This window comes from Kitasatospora sp. NPDC089797, assembly GCF_040684795.1.
Taxonomy (GTDB): Bacteria; Actinomycetota; Actinomycetes; order Streptomycetales; family Streptomycetaceae; genus Kitasatospora.
Map to the genome: position 1 here is coordinate 35,473 of NZ_JBFBGS010000022.1, position 17,346 is coordinate 52,818.

Consider the following 17,346-nt stretch of genomic DNA (forward strand, 5'->3'; position numbering starts at 1 on the left):
TCGTCCTACCCGCGCCTGGGAGGCGCCACGTTGGCCCTCATCCTGGGTGGCGCGGGCGTCCTGGCTCTTGCGACGGGGGTCTCCATCACGCGCATCGCCCTTCGTCAGCGCCCGTCGGCCGCGCTGCGCGAAGCCGGGTGACCGGGCCCCGGGGGCTGCGGTGACGGGGAGTGGGAACGGGCACGGATGACAGCGAACAGCCGACAGCAAACAGATGACAGTAGACAGATGACAGATTTCGAAAGTTGTCATCTGTTCGCTGTCGTCCGTCGGCTGTCAGTTGTTCGTCGACGTCGGCCGTCCGGTCATCCGCCCGAGGCCTGGAAGCGGTGCATCGCCCGGTGGCCGCCGTGGACGGCGGCGGCTGTCCAGAGGGCCATGATCAGCAGGCCGGTCCAGTGTCCGTAGTGGATGCCCGGCTCGGTTCGGGTGCGCATCGCGTAGAGGCCGGCGCGATCGGGGAGGAACTGGCCGGCTTCGCGTACGCCGGGGATGGCGCCCAGCCAGGTGGTGCCGAGGAAGACCATCGGGGTGAGCAGGCCGAGGGCGGCGCTGAAGTTGCCCAGCATCGCGGTCAGTCCGAGGCACAGCAGCACCATCATCGGGTGGTAGAGCACCCCGGCGACGAAGCTGCGCGTCAGGCCGGGGGTGGAGAGGTCGAGGTCCGCGGTGGCGTGGACGGCGAGGAAGCAGCCGGCGGTCGAGGCCAGGCCCAGCAGCAGGCCCAGTCCGGCGCCCAGTGCGACCTTGGCGCCGTACAGTCGGCCGCGCCCGGGCACGGCGGTGAGTGAGGTGCCGATCATCCGGGTGTTGAACTCCTGCCCGATCAGCAGGATTCCGAGGCAGGCCACGGCGACGTGGCCGAACAGCAGCCCGTAGTAGATCATGTTGGCCGGGTCCTTGCCCGAGCCCGGTGCCGGGGCTCCCTCGGCGGCGCCGACGGCGGCGGTGATGCCGACGGTCAGTGCCAGGGCGGCCAGCGGGGCCGCCCACTGCGAGGGCAGGGTGGTGAACTTGATCCGTTCGGCGCGCAGGGCGTTGCCGAAGGCCATCGCCGTCTCTCCTTCGTTCAGGGGTGCTCGGGGCGCTACCGGTTCCACCGGGCGCGCTGCATCGCCCGCAGGCCGCCGTACGCCGCCAGGGCCGTCCAGAGGGTCATGATCAGCAGCCCGGTCCAGTGTCCGTAGCGGGTGTGCGGGTCGTCGGTGTAGTGCAGTGCGTACTGGCCGGCCCGGTCGGGCAGGAACTGGACCGCCTCCCGGGCCCCGGGAACGCCGGCCAGCAGCGGGGAGAGCAGGAAGACGGTCGGGGTCAGCAGCCCCATGGCGGCCGTGAGGTTGCCGAGCAGCGCGGTCACCCCGAGGCAGAGCACCACCAGCAGGGCCGGGTAGAGCACTCCGGCGGTGGCCGCCCGGAGGAGGCCGGGGCCCCGCCAGTCGCCGGGGACGGTGGCCGCGTACCCGGCGAAGGCGCTCGCGGTGCCGACCGCGCCCGTGCCGAGTCCGACCAAGGCGCCCAACGCCAGCTTGGCGCCGTACAGTCGGCCGCGTCGGGGCACGGCGGCGAGCGAGACGTCGATCATCCGGGTGTTGAACTCCTGCCCGATCAGCAGGACCGCGAAGGCGACCAGCGCCGCCTGGCCGAAGTTGAGCCCGTAGAAGACGCCGGCGCCCGGGTCGTCGGTGATGGTGCGGTCGGTGCCGCCGAGTGCCGCCCCGACGGCCGTGGTGACGCCGCCGGTGAGCAGGGCCGCGATCAGCGGCGGGAGCCAGAGCGAGCGGAGGGTGGTGAGTTTGATCCGTTCGGCACGGAGGGCGGCGAGGCTCATGCGCTGCTCTCCGCGCGGTACTCGACGCTGTCGGCGGTCATCCGCATGAAGGCCTCCTCCAGCGAGTCCTGGTGGACCGCGATCTCGTACAGCACCACGCCGTTGGCGGCGGCCAGTGCGGCGATCCGCTCGGGCTCGGCCCCGGACAACTCCCAAGCCCCGCCGTCGACTTCGGTGGCATCGAGGTCGTGGTCCGCGCCGCCGAGCAGTGCGGCGAGCTTGCTCGGATCGACGGCCCGGACCCGGATCCGGCTCCGGCCGTGCCGCTCGATGAACTCGGCGGTGGCGGCGTCGGCGAGCAGCCGGCCGCGGCCGATCACCACCAAGTGGTCGGCGGTGATCGCCATTTCGGTCATCAGGTGGGAGGAGACCAGCACCGCCCGGCCCTCCGCCGCCAGTTCGCGCAGCAGGGTGCGGATCCAGCGGATGCCCTCCGGGTCCAGTCCGTTGACCGGTTCGTCCAGGAGCAGCACCGGCGGGTCGCCGAGCAATGCGGCGGCCACGCCGAGGCGTTGGCGCATCCCGAGGGAGAAGCCCCGGATCCGCCGCCCGGCCGCCTCCGCCAGCCCGACCTGGGCGAGCACCTCGTCGACCCGGCGCTCCGGCAGCCCGTTGCTCGCGGCGAGCCAGCGCAGGTGGCCCCGGGCGGTGCGGCCGCCGTGCAGGGCCTGGGCGTCCAGCAGTGCGCCCACCTGGCGCAGCGGCTGGGTGAGTTCGGTGTACGGGCGGCCGCCGACCAGGGCGCGACCGGCGGTCGGGCGGTCCAGGCCGAGGACGAGCCGCATGGTGGTGCTCTTCCCGGCGCCGTTCGGGCCGAGGAAGCCGGTCACCACGCCGGGCCGGACCTCGAAGGACAGGTCGTCGACGACCCGTCGGCCGTCGTACTCCTTGGTCAGGCCCTGGATCTCGATCACGGCCGCCTCCCTCCTCGCAGGTGGTCGCCGCCCGTGCTCCGGGCGGCGGTTCCATTCGACCGTCCCGGCCCGGTCGGGCGGATCCCGCCGTGGCGTGGATCCGCCTCCCTCCCGGGAGGGAGCCGGGGACAGCCCGGCGGGGGAGCCGGGAACCACCGCTGAGCTGGCAGGATGGTCGGGTGCCACGAATGACCGCGTCCCGGATCGGGGACGGAGCGACCAGGGTCCTCGCCCCGCTGGTGGCCGGCGTCACCTACGCCCGGCTGCTGCACCTGCTGGTGGGGTGGATCTTCGCGGGCGTCGTCCTGCTGGTCTATCCGGGGACGTACCACAAGAGCCTGGGCGAGATCCTGCTCGGGGCCGTCTGGTTGGACGTCGTGCTGCTGGCGCTGATCGCGCTCGTCCCGGCGGCGCGACGGGCCGAGGGTGTGCAGGCCCGGCTGCTGCTGGTGCCCGAGCGGGAGGAGGACATCGGCGTCGAACCCTCCCGGACCTGGGCGGACCGGCGGCGGATGGCCGGCTGGTTGATCGGGCGGGTGGCACTCGGTTCGGCGGTCGGCTTCGCGACGGTCGTCGGGCTGACCCGGGCCTACGACCTGCTGTCCGGTCCGGACGCCGTGCGCCACCTCCTGTTCGCGCCGCTCGTCGCGGTCGGCTACGGCTGGCTGATCGTCGGTGCCGGACGCCTCCAACTCGCGATGGCCGGAAGGCTGTTGGGCCCGTCCCCGGCGGACCGGCTGGCGGAGGCCGAACTGCGGGCGGAACGGCTGCTGGAACGCAACCGGTTGGCCCGTGAGCTGCACGACTCCATCGGCCACGCACTGACGGTGACGGTCCTTCAGGCGGGTGCCGCGCGCGAGGTCGGGGATCCGGCTTTCGTCGCCAGGGCGCTCGAGGTCATCGAGGAGACCGGTCGGCGGGCGATGGAGGACCTCGAACGCACCCTGGTGCTGCTGCGCGAGGAGGGCGGGGTGAACGGGAGCGGGAGCGGGAGCGGGATCGGGGCGAACGGGGGCGGGAGCGGGATCGGGGCGAGCGGGAGCGGGGCGCACGGGGGCGGGGCGGCCACCGAGCAGCCCGGGATCGGCCAGCTGTCCGCCCTGTTCGAGACCGCCCGGGCCGCGGGCAGCCCGGTCGAGGCGAGGATCGAGGTACCGGCCGGGGTGCTGCCCGGGGTGCTCTCCCGTGAGTCCTACCGGATCGTCCAGGAGGGCGTCACCAACGCCCTCAAGTACGCGCCCGGCGAACCGGTCGACATCCGGATCGCCGTCCGGGGTGGGTACTTGGAGCTCCGCTGCACCAACCGGCTGGGGGCGGGGTCGGGGCGGGGCGGCTCCGGTCGGGCCGGCTCGCGCAAGGGCGGCAAGGGCCTGCGCGGCATCCGGGAACGCGCCGCGCTGCTCGGTGGCGAGGCCACGGCCGGGGCGGCCGCCGACGGGAGTGCGCAGTGGGTGCTCGACGTGCGACTGCCCCTACGCTTGGGCTCGTGACGAACGATCTTGCGGACGAGGGTCGGGGCGAGGGGCGGGACGAGGGCCAGGTTGAGGCCCGGGGTCGGGCCCGGGCCGGTGCCGCCTCCGGCATGACCGACCTCCTGCTCGCCGACGACGAGGAGCTGGTCCGGGCCGGACTGCGGGCCGTCCTGGAGGCCCAGGGCGATCTGCGGGTGGTCGGCGAGGCGGCCGACGGGGCGGAGGCGGTCGCCCTGGCCCGGGCGCTGCGCCCGCACGTGGTGCTGATGGACGTCCGGATGCCCGTCCTGGACGGCTTGGCGGCCACCCGCGAACTGCTGCGCCCGGGCGCCCCCGGGGAACGGCCGCCGAAGATCCTGGTCATCACCACGTTCGAGAACGACGACTACGTCTACCAGGCGCTGCGCGCGGGTGCCGACGGCTTCCTGCTCAAGCGTTCCCGCCCGGCCGAGATCGTCCACGCGGTACGCCTGGCGGCAGCCGGAGGGTCGCTGCTCTTCCCGGCCGCGATCCGCCGCCTGGCCGCCACCCACGGCAACCCCGCCGCCCGTGCGGCGATGGACCGGGCGGCGCTGACCGGGCGTGAGGCCGAGGTGCTGCGGCTGATGGCGCGCGGGCTCAGCAACGGGGAGATCGCGGAGCACCTGGTCCTCGGGGTGCAGACGGTGAAGACGCACGTCAGCGGCGTGCTGGCGAAGCTGGGGGCGCGGGACCGCACCCAGGCGGTGATCGCGGCGTACGAGTCCGGGTTCGTGGAGCCGTCGGAGTAACTGCGGCGGGAGCCGGGAGCCGGGAGCCGGGCTGCGGGGAGCAGCGGGGGCGGCAGGGGCGGCGGGTGGTTCAGGCCGGGTAGGCGTGGGTCTGGGCGGCCTTGACCGAGGCCCAGACCGCCGCGCCCGGGGCCAGTTCGAGTTCGGCGACGGCCGCGGGGGTGAGGTCGGCGGCCATCGGCAGCGGGCCGGCGAGTTCGGCCCGGACCTGGTCGCCGTGCAGGTCCAGGCCGGTGACCTCGACCTGCCACAGGTTGCGGGCGCTGGCCTGCGGCCGCTCCCGGTACAGGGTGACGGCCGAGGGCGGGAAGGCCACGAAGGCCGGCCCGGAGAGGTCCTCGGCGGTGGTCAGGACGGTGCCGTCCGGGAGGACGACCCGGGTGCCCTCGGCCCGGCCCTGGTAGAGGTTCAGGCCGACGAGGCGGGCGATGTAGTCGGTGCGCGGACGGCGGGCGACCTCGGCCGGGCTGCCGGACTGCACCTCCTGGCCGTCCTCGATCACCACCAGCCGGTCGGCCAGCACCATCGCGTCCAGTGGGTCGTGCGTCACCAGGACCGCGACGGCCTCGAACTCGGCCAGGTGGCGCCGCAGTTGGGACCGTACGTCGAGCCGGGTGCGGGCGTCCAGGGCGGCCAGCGGCTCGTCCAGCAGCAGCAGCCGGGGGCGGACCGCCAGGGCCCGGGCGAGGGCCACCCGCTGGGCCTGGCCCCCGGAGAGCCGGCCCGGGCGCACCGCGGCGTGTCCGGCCAGCCCCATCCGCTCCAGCCAGGCCGCCGCCTCGGCCCTGGCCTCGCGCTTGGGGCGGCCCTGGCAGCGCGGACCGAAGGCGACGTTGTCGAGCGCGCTGAGGTGCGGGAACAGCAGGTAGTCCTGGAACACCACGCCGACCGGCCGCTGTTCGGCAGGGGTGTGCAGTCGCCGGGCCGGGTCCTCCAGGACGTCGCCGTCCAGGCGCAGGTGGCCGCCGGTGAGCGGGAGCAGGCCGGCCAGGGCGCGCAGGGCGGTGGACTTGCCGGCGCCGTTCGGGCCGAGCAGTGCGACCACCTCGCCGGGGGCGGCGGTGAGGGCGAGGTCGAGGGTGAAGGCGGCCCGGTCGACCCGTAGGCGGGCGTCGAGCGCGGGGCGGGCGTCGCGGTCGGGGCGGGCGGCCGTCGGCGTGGTCGGGGGGGTCATCGGTTCGGCGTCCTCGGTCACGGGCCGGTGGTCTGGAGCGGTGCTCCCGGTCGCGGGGGCGCGTTCCGGGGAACGGCCCCCGGTCGTGCGCCCGGGGGCCGGGGGGCTGCTCCCGGTGACGGGCCCGGGCGCCGGGGAACCGGTCCTGGTCGAGGGCCCGGACTCCTCCGGGGCGGCGCCCCCCGTCACGGGGTCGACATCCAGCGGTCGCGCAGCCCGACGAGGACGGCGACGGAGACCACCAGCAGCACCAGCGACAGCGCGATCGCCGCCTCCGGGTCGGACTCCATGGCGAGGTACACGGCCAGCGGCATGGTCTGGGTGCGGCCCGGGAAGTTGCCCGCGAAGGTGATCGTCGCGCCGAACTCGCCGAGCGCCCGGGCCCAGGCCAGCACGGCGCCGGCCGCGATCCCCGGGGCGATCAACGGCAGGGTGACCCGGCGGAACGCCGTCAGCCGGGAGGCGCCGAGGGTCGCGGCCGCCTCCTCGTAGCGCGGGTCGGCGGCCCGCAGCGCGCCCTCGACGCTGATCACCAGGAACGGCATCGCCACGAAGGCCTCGGCGATCACCACGCCGGTGGTGGTGAAGGGCAGCGTGATGCCGAAGGCCGAGTCCAGCCAGGAGCCGACGATCCCGCGCCGCCCGAGCACCAGCAGCAGCGCCACGCCGCCCACCACCGGCGGCAGCACCAGCGGCAGGGTGACCAGCGCCCGGATCACCCGCCGGCCGGGCAGCTCGGTGCGGGCGAGCAGCCAGGCCAGCGGGACGCCGAGGACCAGCGAGACCGCCGTGGCGGCCGTCGCGCAGACCAGCGACAGCCGCAGGGCGTCCCAGACGGCGGTGCTGGTGAGCTGCTCGGACAGGCCGCTCCACGGTGCCCGGACCAGCAGCCCGACCAGCGGGAGGATCAGGAACGCCAGGCCGAGCAGCGCCGGGAGCAGCAGCGTCACCGGGACACGAGGCGCACCCGGGCGGCGCCGTGCGGTCGGGCGGAGGCGTGCGGTCGGGCGCGCCGGTCCGGGGGTCGACGGCCCGGAGGCTGACCTCCCGGGCGTCGACGGCCCGCTGTCGGGTTTCCGGTCGGGCCCGCTGCCGGGCCCGGTGGTGCGGTCCGTCACGGCGTCTGGAAGCCCGCCGCGGTCAGCACCTGCTTGGCCTCGGGCGACTGGACGTACGCGACGAAGGCGGCGGCACCGTCCTTGTTCGGCGCCTTGGCGAGCGCGGCGATCGGGTAGTCGTTCACGGCCTTGGCGGCCTCGGGGAAGTCCACGCCGTCGATCTTGCCGGAATCGGCCTGCACATCGGTCTTGTACACCAGGGAGGCGTCGACCTCGCCGAGCTCGACCTTGGTGAGCGCGCCCTTGACGTCCTGCTCCAGGGTGACCGGGGTGAGGTTGAGGTCGGCGGCCTTCAGAGCGGTCAGGGCGGCGGCGCCGCAGGGCACCTCCTTCGCGCACAGCGCGACCTTCACGCCGGAGCCGGTGAGGTCCTTCAGGCCCGCGATGTGCTTGGGGTTCCCCTTCGGCACCGCGATGGTGAGGGTGTTCTTGACGAAGGTGCTGGGCTGGCCGCTCGCGCCGCCCGCGTCGGTGACCGTCTTCATGGTGGCCGGGCTCGCGGCGGCGAAGACGTCCGCCGGGGCACCGGAGTTGATGCTGGTGGCGAGGGCGGAGCTGCCGCCGAAGTTGAACGTGACCTTGGCGCCCGGGTTGGCGGCCTCGAACTTCTTGCCGAGCTCGGTGAAGGTCTCCTTGAGCGAGGCGGCGGCGAACACGGTGACGGTGCCCTTGGCCTTGGGGGCGGTGCCGGTGTCGGCACCCGGGCTGCCCGCGGCGGTGGTGGCCGGGGAGGAGCCGGACGACGTGCCGCCGTCGCTGCCGCAGGCGGCGGCCCCGAGGCCGAGGACGAGCACCGCGGCGGTGGCGACGGCGAGTCTGCGGGAGGCGGTGGTGCGGGTGCTCATCGGGGCTTCCCCTCCAGGGTTCGCGCCGGAAGGGGCGCGGGGGTGTAGCCGCAGGTGCGGCCATTACGGCGATCATAGTGCCGCAGATGCGACCGATAAATCCCCTGTCACATCGCACAGCGGGGGCGGGGCGGGGGCCGTGGGGCTGCTGTGCGAAGGCTCAAACGTGCACGGACCGTTGGGCGGGGTGCACGGGGTGCACGGGGTGCACGGGGTGCACGGGGCCGCGTGGGGCGTGCGGGGACGTTCGGGGACGCGCGGGGCACATGGGGCCGTCGCGGGGTCGTATCGGGTCGTCCGTACCGGGTCGCCCGGGCGGGGGCGGAGAGGCGGGGGCGGAGAGGGGTCGGGGAGAGGCTCTTCGGAAGGGGTCGGGCGGAGGTGGGGGTGCGGGGAAAACCCGTCGCGTTCCGGCCGGTGGAGCGGTCAGAGTGGGCGCAGCCCGCAGGTGCGGCCGAGGGTCGGCCGCCCGGGCCCGACAGTCGATCCGAGCGGATCCACGGGGGAGGAGTCCGTCCATGTCCACACTGCGCGTCACCGCCGAGCGGTTGGTCATCCTGGAGCACCCGAACGCCGATGCCCTGGAGCTGGCTCAAGTCGGCCTGTACCGGGCGGTGGTCGCGAAGGGGGCGTACCGGACCGGCGACCACGCCGTCTACATCCCCGAACAGGCCGTTCTGCCGGAGGAGTTGATCGGCGAGCTCGGCCTGACCGGAAAGCTGGCCGGCGCCCGGGCGAACCGGGTGAAGGCGGTCCGGCTGCGCGGCGAGCTGTCGCAGGGCATCGTCTGCCGGCCCGGCGCGCTGGCCGGTGCCGACCTGGCCGGTGCCGCCGACCGGGGCGAGGACTTCGCCGAACTGCTCGGGATCGTCAAGTGGCAGCCGCCGGTGCCGACGTCGATGAGCGGGGAGGTGATCGGCGCGCCGGACCTGCTGCCCTGGGTGGACATCGAGAACCTCAAGCGCCGTCCCGACGTCTTCGCGCCGGGCGAGCCCGTGGTGCTGACCGAGAAGCTGCACGGCAGTTGCTGCCTGGTCACCTACATCGCGGCCACCGGTGAGGTGCAGGTCTCCTCCAAGGGGATCGGCGCCCAGGGGCTGGCGCTGGTCGAGGACGAGCGCAACCTGTACTGGCGGGCCGTGCGCGCGTACGGCATCCCGGCGGTGGCGGCCCGGCTGGCCGAACGGCTGGGCGCCGAGCGGGTCGGGATCTTCGGCGAGGTGTTCGGCGAGGGCGTGCAGGACCTCACGTACGGGGCCTCCGCGCGTACCGGGCACCCCGGCTACGCCGCCTTCGACGTCTCGGCCGTGACGGCCGGACGGCTGAACTGGCTTTCGGCTGCCGAACTGCTGCACGGTGAACTGCCGTTGGTGCCGGAAGTGTGGCGCGGGCCGTTCGACGCCGAGACGGTACTGGCCCACGCGCAGGGGAAGGAGAGCCACTCCGGGCGCGAACTCCACGTGCGCGAGGGCGTGGTGGTCCGGCCGGTGGTCGAGCGATGGAGCCCGGTGCTGGGCGGGCGGGCGATCGCCAAGGTGGTCGGCGACGCGTACCTGACCCGCAAGGGCGGCACCGAGTACGAGTGAGCCGCCGGTGGGGCCGGGTGGCCGGTGACAGTGGCTCCCTCCCGACGCTTCCTCGGCTGAATACCCGTCAGTAAGGTTGAAGGGTCGCCAAGCGCAGCCAGCGCCGGGGAAGTCCAGAAGGAGTGCCGATGGCCACCGCAGCCGCCATACCCGGACCGGTCGGGAACCCCCTGGTCGGATCGCTCTTCGACCTCACCCGCCGCCCGCTGCGCACCTACCTCGAGGCCCGGCGCGACCACGGCGACGTGGTCCGCTTCGTGGTCGGGCCGCCGGGCCTGCGGATGGAGTTCTACGGGGTGTTCTCGCCCGAGGGCGTCCATCAGGTGCTGGGCAGCGAGGCGGCGAACTTCCGCAAGGAGAACAACTTCTACGACGAGCTGCGGACCAGCGTCGGCAACGGACTGCTGACCAGCCAGGACGCCGACTACCAGCGCCAACGCCGGCTGATCCAGCCGCTGTTCACCCGGCGCCGGGTGGACGGCTACGCGGACGCGCTCGCGCAGGAGGCGCAGGCGCTCGCCGATCGCTGGCGGGCGGTGCCGGGCGGAGTGGTGGACGCGTCGGAGGAGATGTCCCGGTTCGCCCTGCGCGCGGTCGCCCGGATCCTCTTCGGCGCGGACGTGGAGGAGGCGGTGGAGGTGGTCAACCGCAGCTTCCCGGCACTCGGCGAGTACGTCATGGAGCGCGGTTTCGCGCCGGTCCGGCTGCCGCGCACCTGGCCGACGCCCGGCAACCGGCGCGGCGCCGAGGCGCAGCGGTCGCTGTACGAGGTCTGCGACCGGATCATCGCCGAGCGGGCCGCGCGGGGCGGTGCCGACGAGGACGCGGACGACCTGCTGACCCTGCTCGGGCGGGCGCGAGGCGAGCACGGCGAGCAGCTGGACGCGGCCGAACTCCGGGACCAGGTCCTGGTGTTCCTCCTCGCCGGGCACGAGACCACGGCCACCTCGCTGGCTTTCGCGCTGCACCTGCTGGCCAAGCACCCGGAGCAGCGCAAGCTCGCCCGGGAGGAGGCGCGGACCGTTCTGGCCGGGCGGGCGCCGACGGCGGCGGACCTGGAGCGGCTGCCGTACCTCACCCGGGTGCTCAAGGAAGCGATGCGGCTCTTCCCGGCGGCGGCGCTGATCGGGCGGCGGGCGGTCGAGGAGACCGTCATCGACGGGCACGTCATACCGGCGGGGGCGCAACTCGTGGTCGCACCGCTGGTCACCCAGCGGCATCCGGGGCACTGGGCGGAGCCGGAGCGCTTCGCCCCGGACCGTTTCCTGCCGGAGGAGGAGAAGGCGCGGCACCGGTACGCCTGGTTCCCGTTCGGTGGCGGGCCGAGGGCGTGCATCGGTCAGCACTTCTCGATGCTGGAGTCGGTGCTGGCCCTCGGGGTGCTGCTGCGGGACTTCGACGTGGAGGTGGTGGACCGCCGGGTGGCGCTGGCGCAGGGCATCACGCTCCGGGCGGCGAGTGCGATGCGGGTGCGGGTGACGGCGGTCGACTGAGGCGGTCGACTGATGGCGGTCGGCTGACGGCGCTCGACGGGGGTTTCGGCTGACAGATTTCAGAGTTCAACTTTCAGCGAACAGATAACAGATTTCGAAATCTGTTATCTGTTCGCTGTTTGTTGTTCGCTGGCTGGTGGTGGCTGGTGGTGGCTGGTGGTGGGTGGCGGCCGGTGGCTCTCGACGGCCCGCGCGGGCCGCCGGGCACAGGACCGGAGCATTCGAACACACCGCTCCCGCCGCGCGTGCAGCTTTTCAGATCTTCGCGTGACCGATTCCGGCCACTCGATAGCGTCCCTCGCACCCCCAGCCGAAAGCGCACATGTGCTTGGCATATGCCCAAGCAGATGCAGTCCGCCCGGCCGGGGTGCCCGGGGGCACCGCCTGCCGCCCCGGGCCCGACCGTTCGACCGGAGGTCCCATGGGCACTCTCGACAACTTCAGCTTCGGCTGGCTGACGCCCGTCCTGTCGTACGCGATGGCCTGCGCCGGCGCCGCCCTCGGGCTGCGCTGCACCCTGCGCGGCCTGGCCGCCACGGGCACCACCCGCCGGAACTGGCTGCTCACCGCCGCCGCCGCGATCGGTTCCGGCATCTGGACCATGCACTTCGTCGCCATGTTCGGCTTCGCCGTCGACGGCACCGAACTGCGCTACAGCGTCCCGCTGACCGTGCTCAGCCTGCTGGTCGCGGTGGTGGTCACCGGCCTCGGCCTGACCGTGGTCTGCTACGGCCGGCACCGCGGCCTCGCCCTGCTGGGCGGCGGCTGCACCACCGGCGTCGGCGTCGCCGCGATGCACTACCTCGGCATGGCCGCCGTCCGGATGCACGGCGGGCTGCACTACGACGCCGGCACGGTCGCGCTGTCCGTCCTGGTCGCGGTCGGCGCCGCCACCGCCGCGCTCTGGGCCGCCGTCACCATCCGCAACGTGTACGCGGCGGCCGCCGCCGCGCTGGGCATGGGCCTGGCGGTCAGCTGCATGCACTACCTCGGCATGGCCGCCGTCCACGTCCGGTTGGAGCCCGCCCGCACCGGGTTGGGCGGGGCCAGCCCGATGGAGTTCGTCTTCCCGCTCGCCGTCGGCCTCGGCTCGTTCCTGTTCCTCGCCTCCGCCTTCGTCGCGCTCTCCCCGACCGCCCAGGAGCGGGACGGGAGCCTGGTGGCCGGGGAACTGGCCGTCGAGGAGTTCCCCGGCCCGGCCGCCGGTCCGGCGGATGCGCCGACGCACCCCGCACGCACGGAGCGGTACGACCGGACCGGGTACGACGGTGACCGGTACGACAGCGGTCCGTACGGCCACGGTCGCGCGGCCTGAGCCGTCCGGCCCCGCGGGCCGCCGTGCCCGCTGTGCCGCTGCGCCCGCCGCGCCGCTGCGCCTGCTGTGCTGCTGCGCCCCCGAGTTGTCGATCCCCCGCGCCCCGTTGCCCCGGCCCCGTGCCCGCCCTGCCGCCCGAAAGGCCCCACACCCATGCGAGAAGACCGCGGTACCGCCCCCGGCGCCCGCCGGGGTGCCCATGCCGGACCGCCCGCCCGTCCGCCGCGCCCCGTCGCCTGGCTGCGCGGGCTGCGGCCGCGGAGCGTCCGTGCCCGGATCATCGCCCTGCTGATGGTCCCGGTCGTCTCCGTGATCGCCCTCTGGGGCTTCGCCACCGTGACCACCGCCCAGGGCGTCTGGGGCCAGCTGCGGCTGCGTGACGCCCAGCGCGGCCTGCTCACGCCCGTGGCCGACACGATCGCCGGTCTGCAGGCCGAACGCGCCGCCGCCGGACAGCTGTTGGCCGGGCCGGGGCTCGTGCCGGGGACGGTGCCCGCCGCTGCCCGGGGGAGCGCCCTGCGTGCGGCGGCCGCCGCGACCGACCGGGCGTTCGCCCCGCTCTTCCCGGACCCCCACCACCCCGGTCAGGGCTACAACCGCGCGGACGCCCAGGGCCTCGGCGCCGATGCCGCCGCCCGACTGGACGCCCTCGGCACCTCGCTCGCCGCCCTGCCCGACCTGCGCGACAGGGTGTCGGCCCGGAGCGTCGGCTGGTCCGAGGCGTACGCCGCGTACGGCACGGCCGTGGACCGGGCATTGGCGGTGTCCGGCGCCGTCGCCCCGCCGCAGGGCGCCCGGGCCGGTGCCGACGCGCGGGTGCTGTCGGAGCTGGACCGCTCCCGTGAACTCCTCTCCCGCGAGGACGCGTTGCTGCGCTCGGCCCAGCTCACCGGCGGGCTCGGCGACGACCAGCTGCGCGAGTTCTCCGGCACGGCCTTCGCCCGGCGCGAGGTCGAGCAGGGCGCGGCCGCCGACCTGGGCCCCGCCGACCGGGAGGCGCTGCTCGCCGTGGCCGGCGGGTCGGACCACCGGGAGCTGGTCGACTACGAGGAGCGGGTCCGTACCGCCGCCGACGGCCGGGCCGCCGTCGCCGCGGTGCCGGCGGACCGGTGGGCGGTGGCGGCCGGAAACGTCGCCGACGCGTTGCGCGGCGTCGCGGACCGGGCCGGCCGGATCGCCGCCGAGCGCCAGAACCCCTACGCCTCGGGCCTGTTCACCCCGGCCGGGCTCGCGGTGCTGTTCGGCCTGCTCGGAGTGGTCGCCTCGCTGGTGGTCTCGGTGCAGATCGGCCGTGGACTGGTCACCGAGTTGACCGGCCTGCGGAACTCGGCACTTGACCTCGCCGGTCGCAAACTCCCGTCCACGATGCGGAAGTTGCGTGCGGGGGAGGAGGTGGACATCGAGACCGAGGCGCCCCGGCCGACCGGCCGCGACGACGAGATCGGCCAGGTGCACCGGGCGCTCGGTAGTGTGCAGCGGGCGGCCGTCACCGCGGCGGTGGAACGGGCCGAGGTGCTGTCCGGGGTGTCCGGGGTGTTCGTCAACCTGGCGCGCCGCAGCCAGGTCCTGGTGCACCGCCAACTCACCCTGCTGGACGCCATGGAGCGGCGCACCGAGGACCCGTCCGAGCTGGCGGACCTGTTCCGGCTGGACCACCTCACCACCCGGATGCGCCGCCACGCGGAGGGCCTGATCATCCTCTCCGGTGCCGCCCCCGGCCGGGCCTGGCGGCGGCCCGTCCCCCTGGTGGACGTGGTACGGGCGGCCGTCTCGGAGGTCGAGGAGTACGCCCGGGTCGAGGTGCACCCGCTGCCGCGCGTCGCGGTGGTCGGCCATGCCGTCGCCGACCTCACCCACCTGGTGGCCGAACTGGTCGAGAACGCCACCGGTTTCTCCCCGCCGCACACCAGGGTGCACATCCGCGGTGAACAGGTCGGCAACGGTTACGCGGTGGAGATCGAGGACCGCGGCCTCGGCATGGGCCCGACCGCACTGGCCGCCGCCAACCGGCGGATCGCCGCGGTCGAACAGACCGACCTGTTCGACAGCGACCGGCTCGGCCTCTTCGTGGTCAGTCGGCTCGCCCGGCGGCACGACGTCAGGGTCTCGCTGGTGACCTCCGCGTACGGCGGCACGACGGCGGTGGTCCTGCTGCCGACCGGGCTGCTGGCGGACGGGCGGGAGGAGCACGGCCAGGACGTCGGGGCCGTAAGGGACTTCGAGGCTGTGCCGGACTTCGGGACCGCACCGGTGCACGGGGCCGTGCCGGAGCGCGGGGCCGTGCCGGAGTACGCGGCCGTGCCGCAGTCGGACGCCGTAGCGGTTCCGGACCGGCGCGTGCCGGAACCGGCCTCTCCGGACGGCGGGCCGACGGAGATCGAGCTTCCGGCGGCGGGTGGGCCGCTGCCGGAGGGCGGGGAGTTGCTGTCCTTCGGCATCCGGGGCGACGAGCCCGGGCCGATGCGCGGCACCCCGTTCCGGGCGCCCGGCGCCCGGACGGCCGGACCGGCTGCGGACGGGGGCCCGGGTGCGGCCTCCCGTCCGCAGCCCGGTCCGCCGCAGCCGTACGGCGCGGTTGTCGAACCCCGCCCCGAGCCGGATCAACCAGTGCGGGCGGTCGAGGAGTTGCCGCGCCGGGTGCGGCAGGCGAGCCTCGTTCCGCAGCTCCGGGAGGCGCCGTCCGGTGCTGCCCCGGCCGGCCGCCGCAGCTCTACCGCTGCGGCCGACCCGGGGCCCGTGCCCCGGAGCCCGGAGGAGGCCCGGGCGGCGATGTCGGCCTTCCAGAGCGGCTGGGCCCGCGGTCTGGGCTACGACCGGCGGCCGGACGGGCCCGCGGGCGGCTCCGATGCCGGTCGTCGTCCCGGCCGCGATCCCGGCGGCGCAGGCACGGACTCACCCGCACGCACCGGCACCGGCACCGGCGCAGGAACCGGCACCGGCACCGGCACGGGCGCAGGAACCGGCACCGGCACGGGCGCAGGAACCGGCGCAGGAACAGGCCTCGGGGCGGGCGCCGTTCGGCCGCAGCCGCCGCGCCACCATCCGTCCGCCCCCCGATCCGGCGAGCGACTCGCCACCCGACCCGAAGGAGACCGGCCGTGATCGGCACCACCCATCGCACGGGGGAACTGAACTGGCTCCTCGACGAGTTGGTCCAGCGCGCTCCCGAGGTCCGGTTCACCGTGATGCTCTCCGCCGACGGCCTGGCGATGGGCACCTCGGCCGGGCTGCCCCGCGAGGACGGCGACCACCTGGCCGCTGTCGCCTCCGGCTTCCACAGCCTCGCCAAGGGGGCCGGGCGGCACTTCGGTGCGGGCGAAGTCCGGCAGACCATGGTCGAGTTGGAGGGTGGCTACCTGCTGGTCGCCGCCGCCGGGGAGGGAACCTGCCTGGCCGTCTTCGCCACCGCCCGGGCCGATCTCGGCCTGGTCGCCTACGAGATGGCGAGACTGGTCCGTCGGGTCGGCGAGCATCTGAGCGCCCCGCCCCGCGCGGGGTACGGCGGGTGAGTGCGGTGCCCCACCCGGACCGCCCGTACCAGGCGGTGCCCGCGTTCCACCCGTACCACCAGCGACATCCGGAGCAGCCGCGGGCCGACCCCGACCGGCCGCCCCGGAACCCGCTCGCCGCCGCCCACCGGGCCCGTTGGTACGACGAGGAGGCCGGGCCGCTGGTCCGCCCGTACGCCATGACCAGGGGCCGGACCGGAGCCGGCGAGCAGCAGTTCGACCTGATCGCCGTGGTGGTGTCCGAGCTGCCGGACCCGGCGCTCGCCCCGGACGTGCCGGAGCCGCCGGTCGGTCCGGAGCAGGCGCGCATCCTCGGCCTGTGCCGGGGCACGCCGCTGTCCGTGGCCGAACTCGCCGCCGACCTCGACCTGCCGGCGGGCGTCGTGCGGGTGCTGCTCGGCGACCTCCTGACGGCCGGGCTCATCCGGGTCCGCCGGCCCGTCCCACCCGCCCTGCTCCCCGACGAGCGCATCCTCCAGGAGGTCATCCATGGGCTCCGCGCACTCTGACCACCCGTCCGATCGCCGACCGTCCGGGTCCTCCGGGCCGGCCGGGCCGTCCGGATCGCCCGGAGCGCCCGGCCCGGCGGGCCCGCTCGACCCGTTGGATCCGGTCGACAGCGTCCTCGCGCTCAAGATCCTGGTGGCGGGGGGATTCGGGGTCGGCAAGACGACGCTGGTCGGCGCCGTCAGCGAGATCCGTCCGCTGCGCACCGAGGAGCGGCTGACCGAGGCCGGGCGCGGGGTGGACGACCTGGGCGGGGTCGAGCGCAAGAGCACGACCACGGTGGCGATGGACTTCGGGCGGATCACCATCCGGGAGGGGCTGGCCGTCTACCTGTTCGGCACCCCGGGGCAGGACCGGTTCTGGTTCCTCTGGGACGAGTTGGCGCAGGGGGCGCTCGGCGCCGTGGTGCTCGCCGACACCCGTCGGCTGACCGACTGCTTCCCGGCCGTCGACTTCTTCGAGCACCGTGGCATCCCGTTCGTCGTCGCGGTGAACCGCTTCGCCGGGACGCGTGCGTACGGTCCGGAGGAGGTCGCTCGTGCTCTGGACCTCGACTCCGGTACGCCGGTGCTGCTCTGCGACGCCCGGCGGCGCGCCTCCGGCAAGGAGGTGCTGATCAACCTGGTCGAGCACGCCGGCCGGGTGCACGCGGCCCGGTTGCTCGCGGAGGTGTCGCCGATCCCGTGAGGGTGGTCGTGACCGTGACGGGTAGCGGACGGACGACGACTGACAGATGACAACCGACAGATAACAGATGACAGCTGACAGATGATGAAATCTGTCAGCTGTCAGTCGCTCCCCCCGCAGCGGTTACC

Annotated in this window: 15 protein-coding genes; 9 read left to right on the top strand and 6 right to left on the bottom strand. The window is 74.6% G+C overall.

What is annotated here, in order from left to right:
* Nucleotides 1-305 precede the first annotated feature (305 nt).
* Genes AB0O91_RS19270 through AB0O91_RS19280 form a run of 3 tightly spaced genes read right to left on the bottom strand, consistent with a single transcriptional unit; the run spans nt 306 to nt 2,742 of the window.
* Complete coding sequence (locus tag AB0O91_RS19270) at nt 306-1,052, bottom strand: hypothetical protein (protein WP_363434382.1); 747 nt, start codon at nt 1,050-1,052, stop codon at nt 306-308.
* Nucleotides 1,053-1,087: 35 nt separating this feature from the next.
* Nucleotides 1,088-1,828 carry an ABC transporter permease gene (locus AB0O91_RS19275; protein ID WP_363434385.1) on the bottom strand — a complete coding sequence of 247 codons (741 nt, stop codon included), beginning with the start codon at nt 1,826-1,828 and terminating at the stop codon, nt 1,088-1,090.
* Nucleotides 1,825-2,742: an ABC transporter ATP-binding protein gene (locus AB0O91_RS19280; RefSeq protein WP_363434388.1), complete on the bottom strand. Its 918-nt coding sequence runs from the start codon at nt 2,740-2,742 to the stop codon at nt 1,825-1,827. Before AB0O91_RS19280 ends, AB0O91_RS19275 begins: the two co-directional genes overlap by 4 nt.
* Nucleotides 2,743-2,930: 188 nt before the next feature.
* Here AB0O91_RS19280 and AB0O91_RS19285 point away from each other — a divergent pair, with 188 nt between their 5' ends.
* On the top strand, nt 2,931-4,232 hold the full coding sequence (locus tag AB0O91_RS19285) for a histidine kinase (protein WP_363434611.1): 1,302 nt from the start codon (nt 2,931-2,933) through the stop codon (nt 4,230-4,232).
* Nucleotides 4,233-4,324: 92 nt separating this feature from the next.
* Complete coding sequence (locus tag AB0O91_RS19290) at nt 4,325-4,984, top strand: response regulator transcription factor (protein ID WP_363434614.1); 660 nt, start codon at nt 4,325-4,327, stop codon at nt 4,982-4,984.
* A gap of 70 nt (nt 4,985-5,054) precedes the next feature.
* On the opposite strand, the gene AB0O91_RS19295 is transcribed toward AB0O91_RS19290, so the two are convergent.
* From AB0O91_RS19295 to modA, 3 genes are all read right to left on the bottom strand, one after another.
* On the bottom strand, nt 5,055-6,158 hold the full coding sequence (locus AB0O91_RS19295) for an ABC transporter ATP-binding protein (RefSeq protein WP_363434391.1): 1,104 nt from the start codon (nt 6,156-6,158) through the stop codon (nt 5,055-5,057).
* 185 nt (nt 6,159-6,343) lie between these two features.
* Nucleotides 6,344-7,276: an ABC transporter permease gene (locus tag AB0O91_RS19300; RefSeq protein WP_363434394.1), complete on the bottom strand. Its 933-nt coding sequence runs from the start codon at nt 7,274-7,276 to the stop codon at nt 6,344-6,346.
* Nucleotides 7,273-8,121: a molybdate ABC transporter substrate-binding protein gene (gene modA, locus AB0O91_RS19305; protein ID WP_363434397.1), complete on the bottom strand. Its 849-nt coding sequence runs from the start codon at nt 8,119-8,121 to the stop codon at nt 7,273-7,275. Before modA ends, AB0O91_RS19300 begins: the two co-directional genes overlap by 4 nt.
* 518 nt (nt 8,122-8,639) lie before the next feature.
* Here modA and AB0O91_RS19310 point away from each other — a divergent pair.
* The 7 genes from AB0O91_RS19310 (at nt 8,640) to AB0O91_RS19340 (ending at nt 17,218) form a co-directional block, all read left to right on the top strand.
* Nucleotides 8,640-9,707 carry an RNA ligase (ATP) gene (locus tag AB0O91_RS19310; RefSeq protein ID WP_363434400.1) on the top strand — a complete coding sequence of 356 codons (1,068 nt, stop codon included), beginning with the start codon at nt 8,640-8,642 and terminating at the stop codon, nt 9,705-9,707.
* Between the two features lie 128 nt (nt 9,708-9,835).
* A complete protein-coding gene (locus AB0O91_RS19315) occupies nt 9,836-11,200 on the top strand; it encodes a cytochrome P450 (protein WP_363434403.1) in 1,365 nt (454 codons plus the stop codon).
* Between the two features lie 421 nt (nt 11,201-11,621).
* Nucleotides 11,622-12,515, top strand: a complete 894-nt coding sequence (locus AB0O91_RS19320; RefSeq protein ID WP_363434406.1) for an MHYT domain-containing protein — start codon at nt 11,622-11,624, stop codon at nt 12,513-12,515.
* 153 nt (nt 12,516-12,668) lie between these two features.
* Nucleotides 12,669-15,617 (top strand): nitrate- and nitrite sensing domain-containing protein, encoded by a 2,949-nt coding sequence (locus tag AB0O91_RS19325; protein WP_363434407.1) that lies wholly within the window; start codon nt 12,669-12,671, stop codon nt 15,615-15,617.
* The gene (locus AB0O91_RS19330) at nt 15,614-16,024 is read left to right on the top strand and encodes a roadblock/LC7 domain-containing protein (RefSeq protein ID WP_363434410.1); all 411 of its coding nucleotides are present in this window, start codon (nt 15,614-15,616) and stop codon (nt 16,022-16,024) included. Before AB0O91_RS19325 ends, AB0O91_RS19330 begins: the two co-directional genes overlap by 4 nt.
* A gap of 161 nt (nt 16,025-16,185) precedes the next feature.
* Nucleotides 16,186-16,533: a DUF742 domain-containing protein gene (locus AB0O91_RS19335; protein ID WP_363434617.1), complete on the top strand. Its 348-nt coding sequence runs from the start codon at nt 16,186-16,188 to the stop codon at nt 16,531-16,533.
* A 94-nt stretch (nt 16,534-16,627) separates the two neighbouring features.
* A complete protein-coding gene (locus AB0O91_RS19340) occupies nt 16,628-17,218 on the top strand; it encodes an ATP/GTP-binding protein (RefSeq protein WP_363434413.1) in 591 nt (196 codons plus the stop codon).
* The last annotated feature ends 128 nt before the right edge of the window (nt 17,219-17,346 follow it).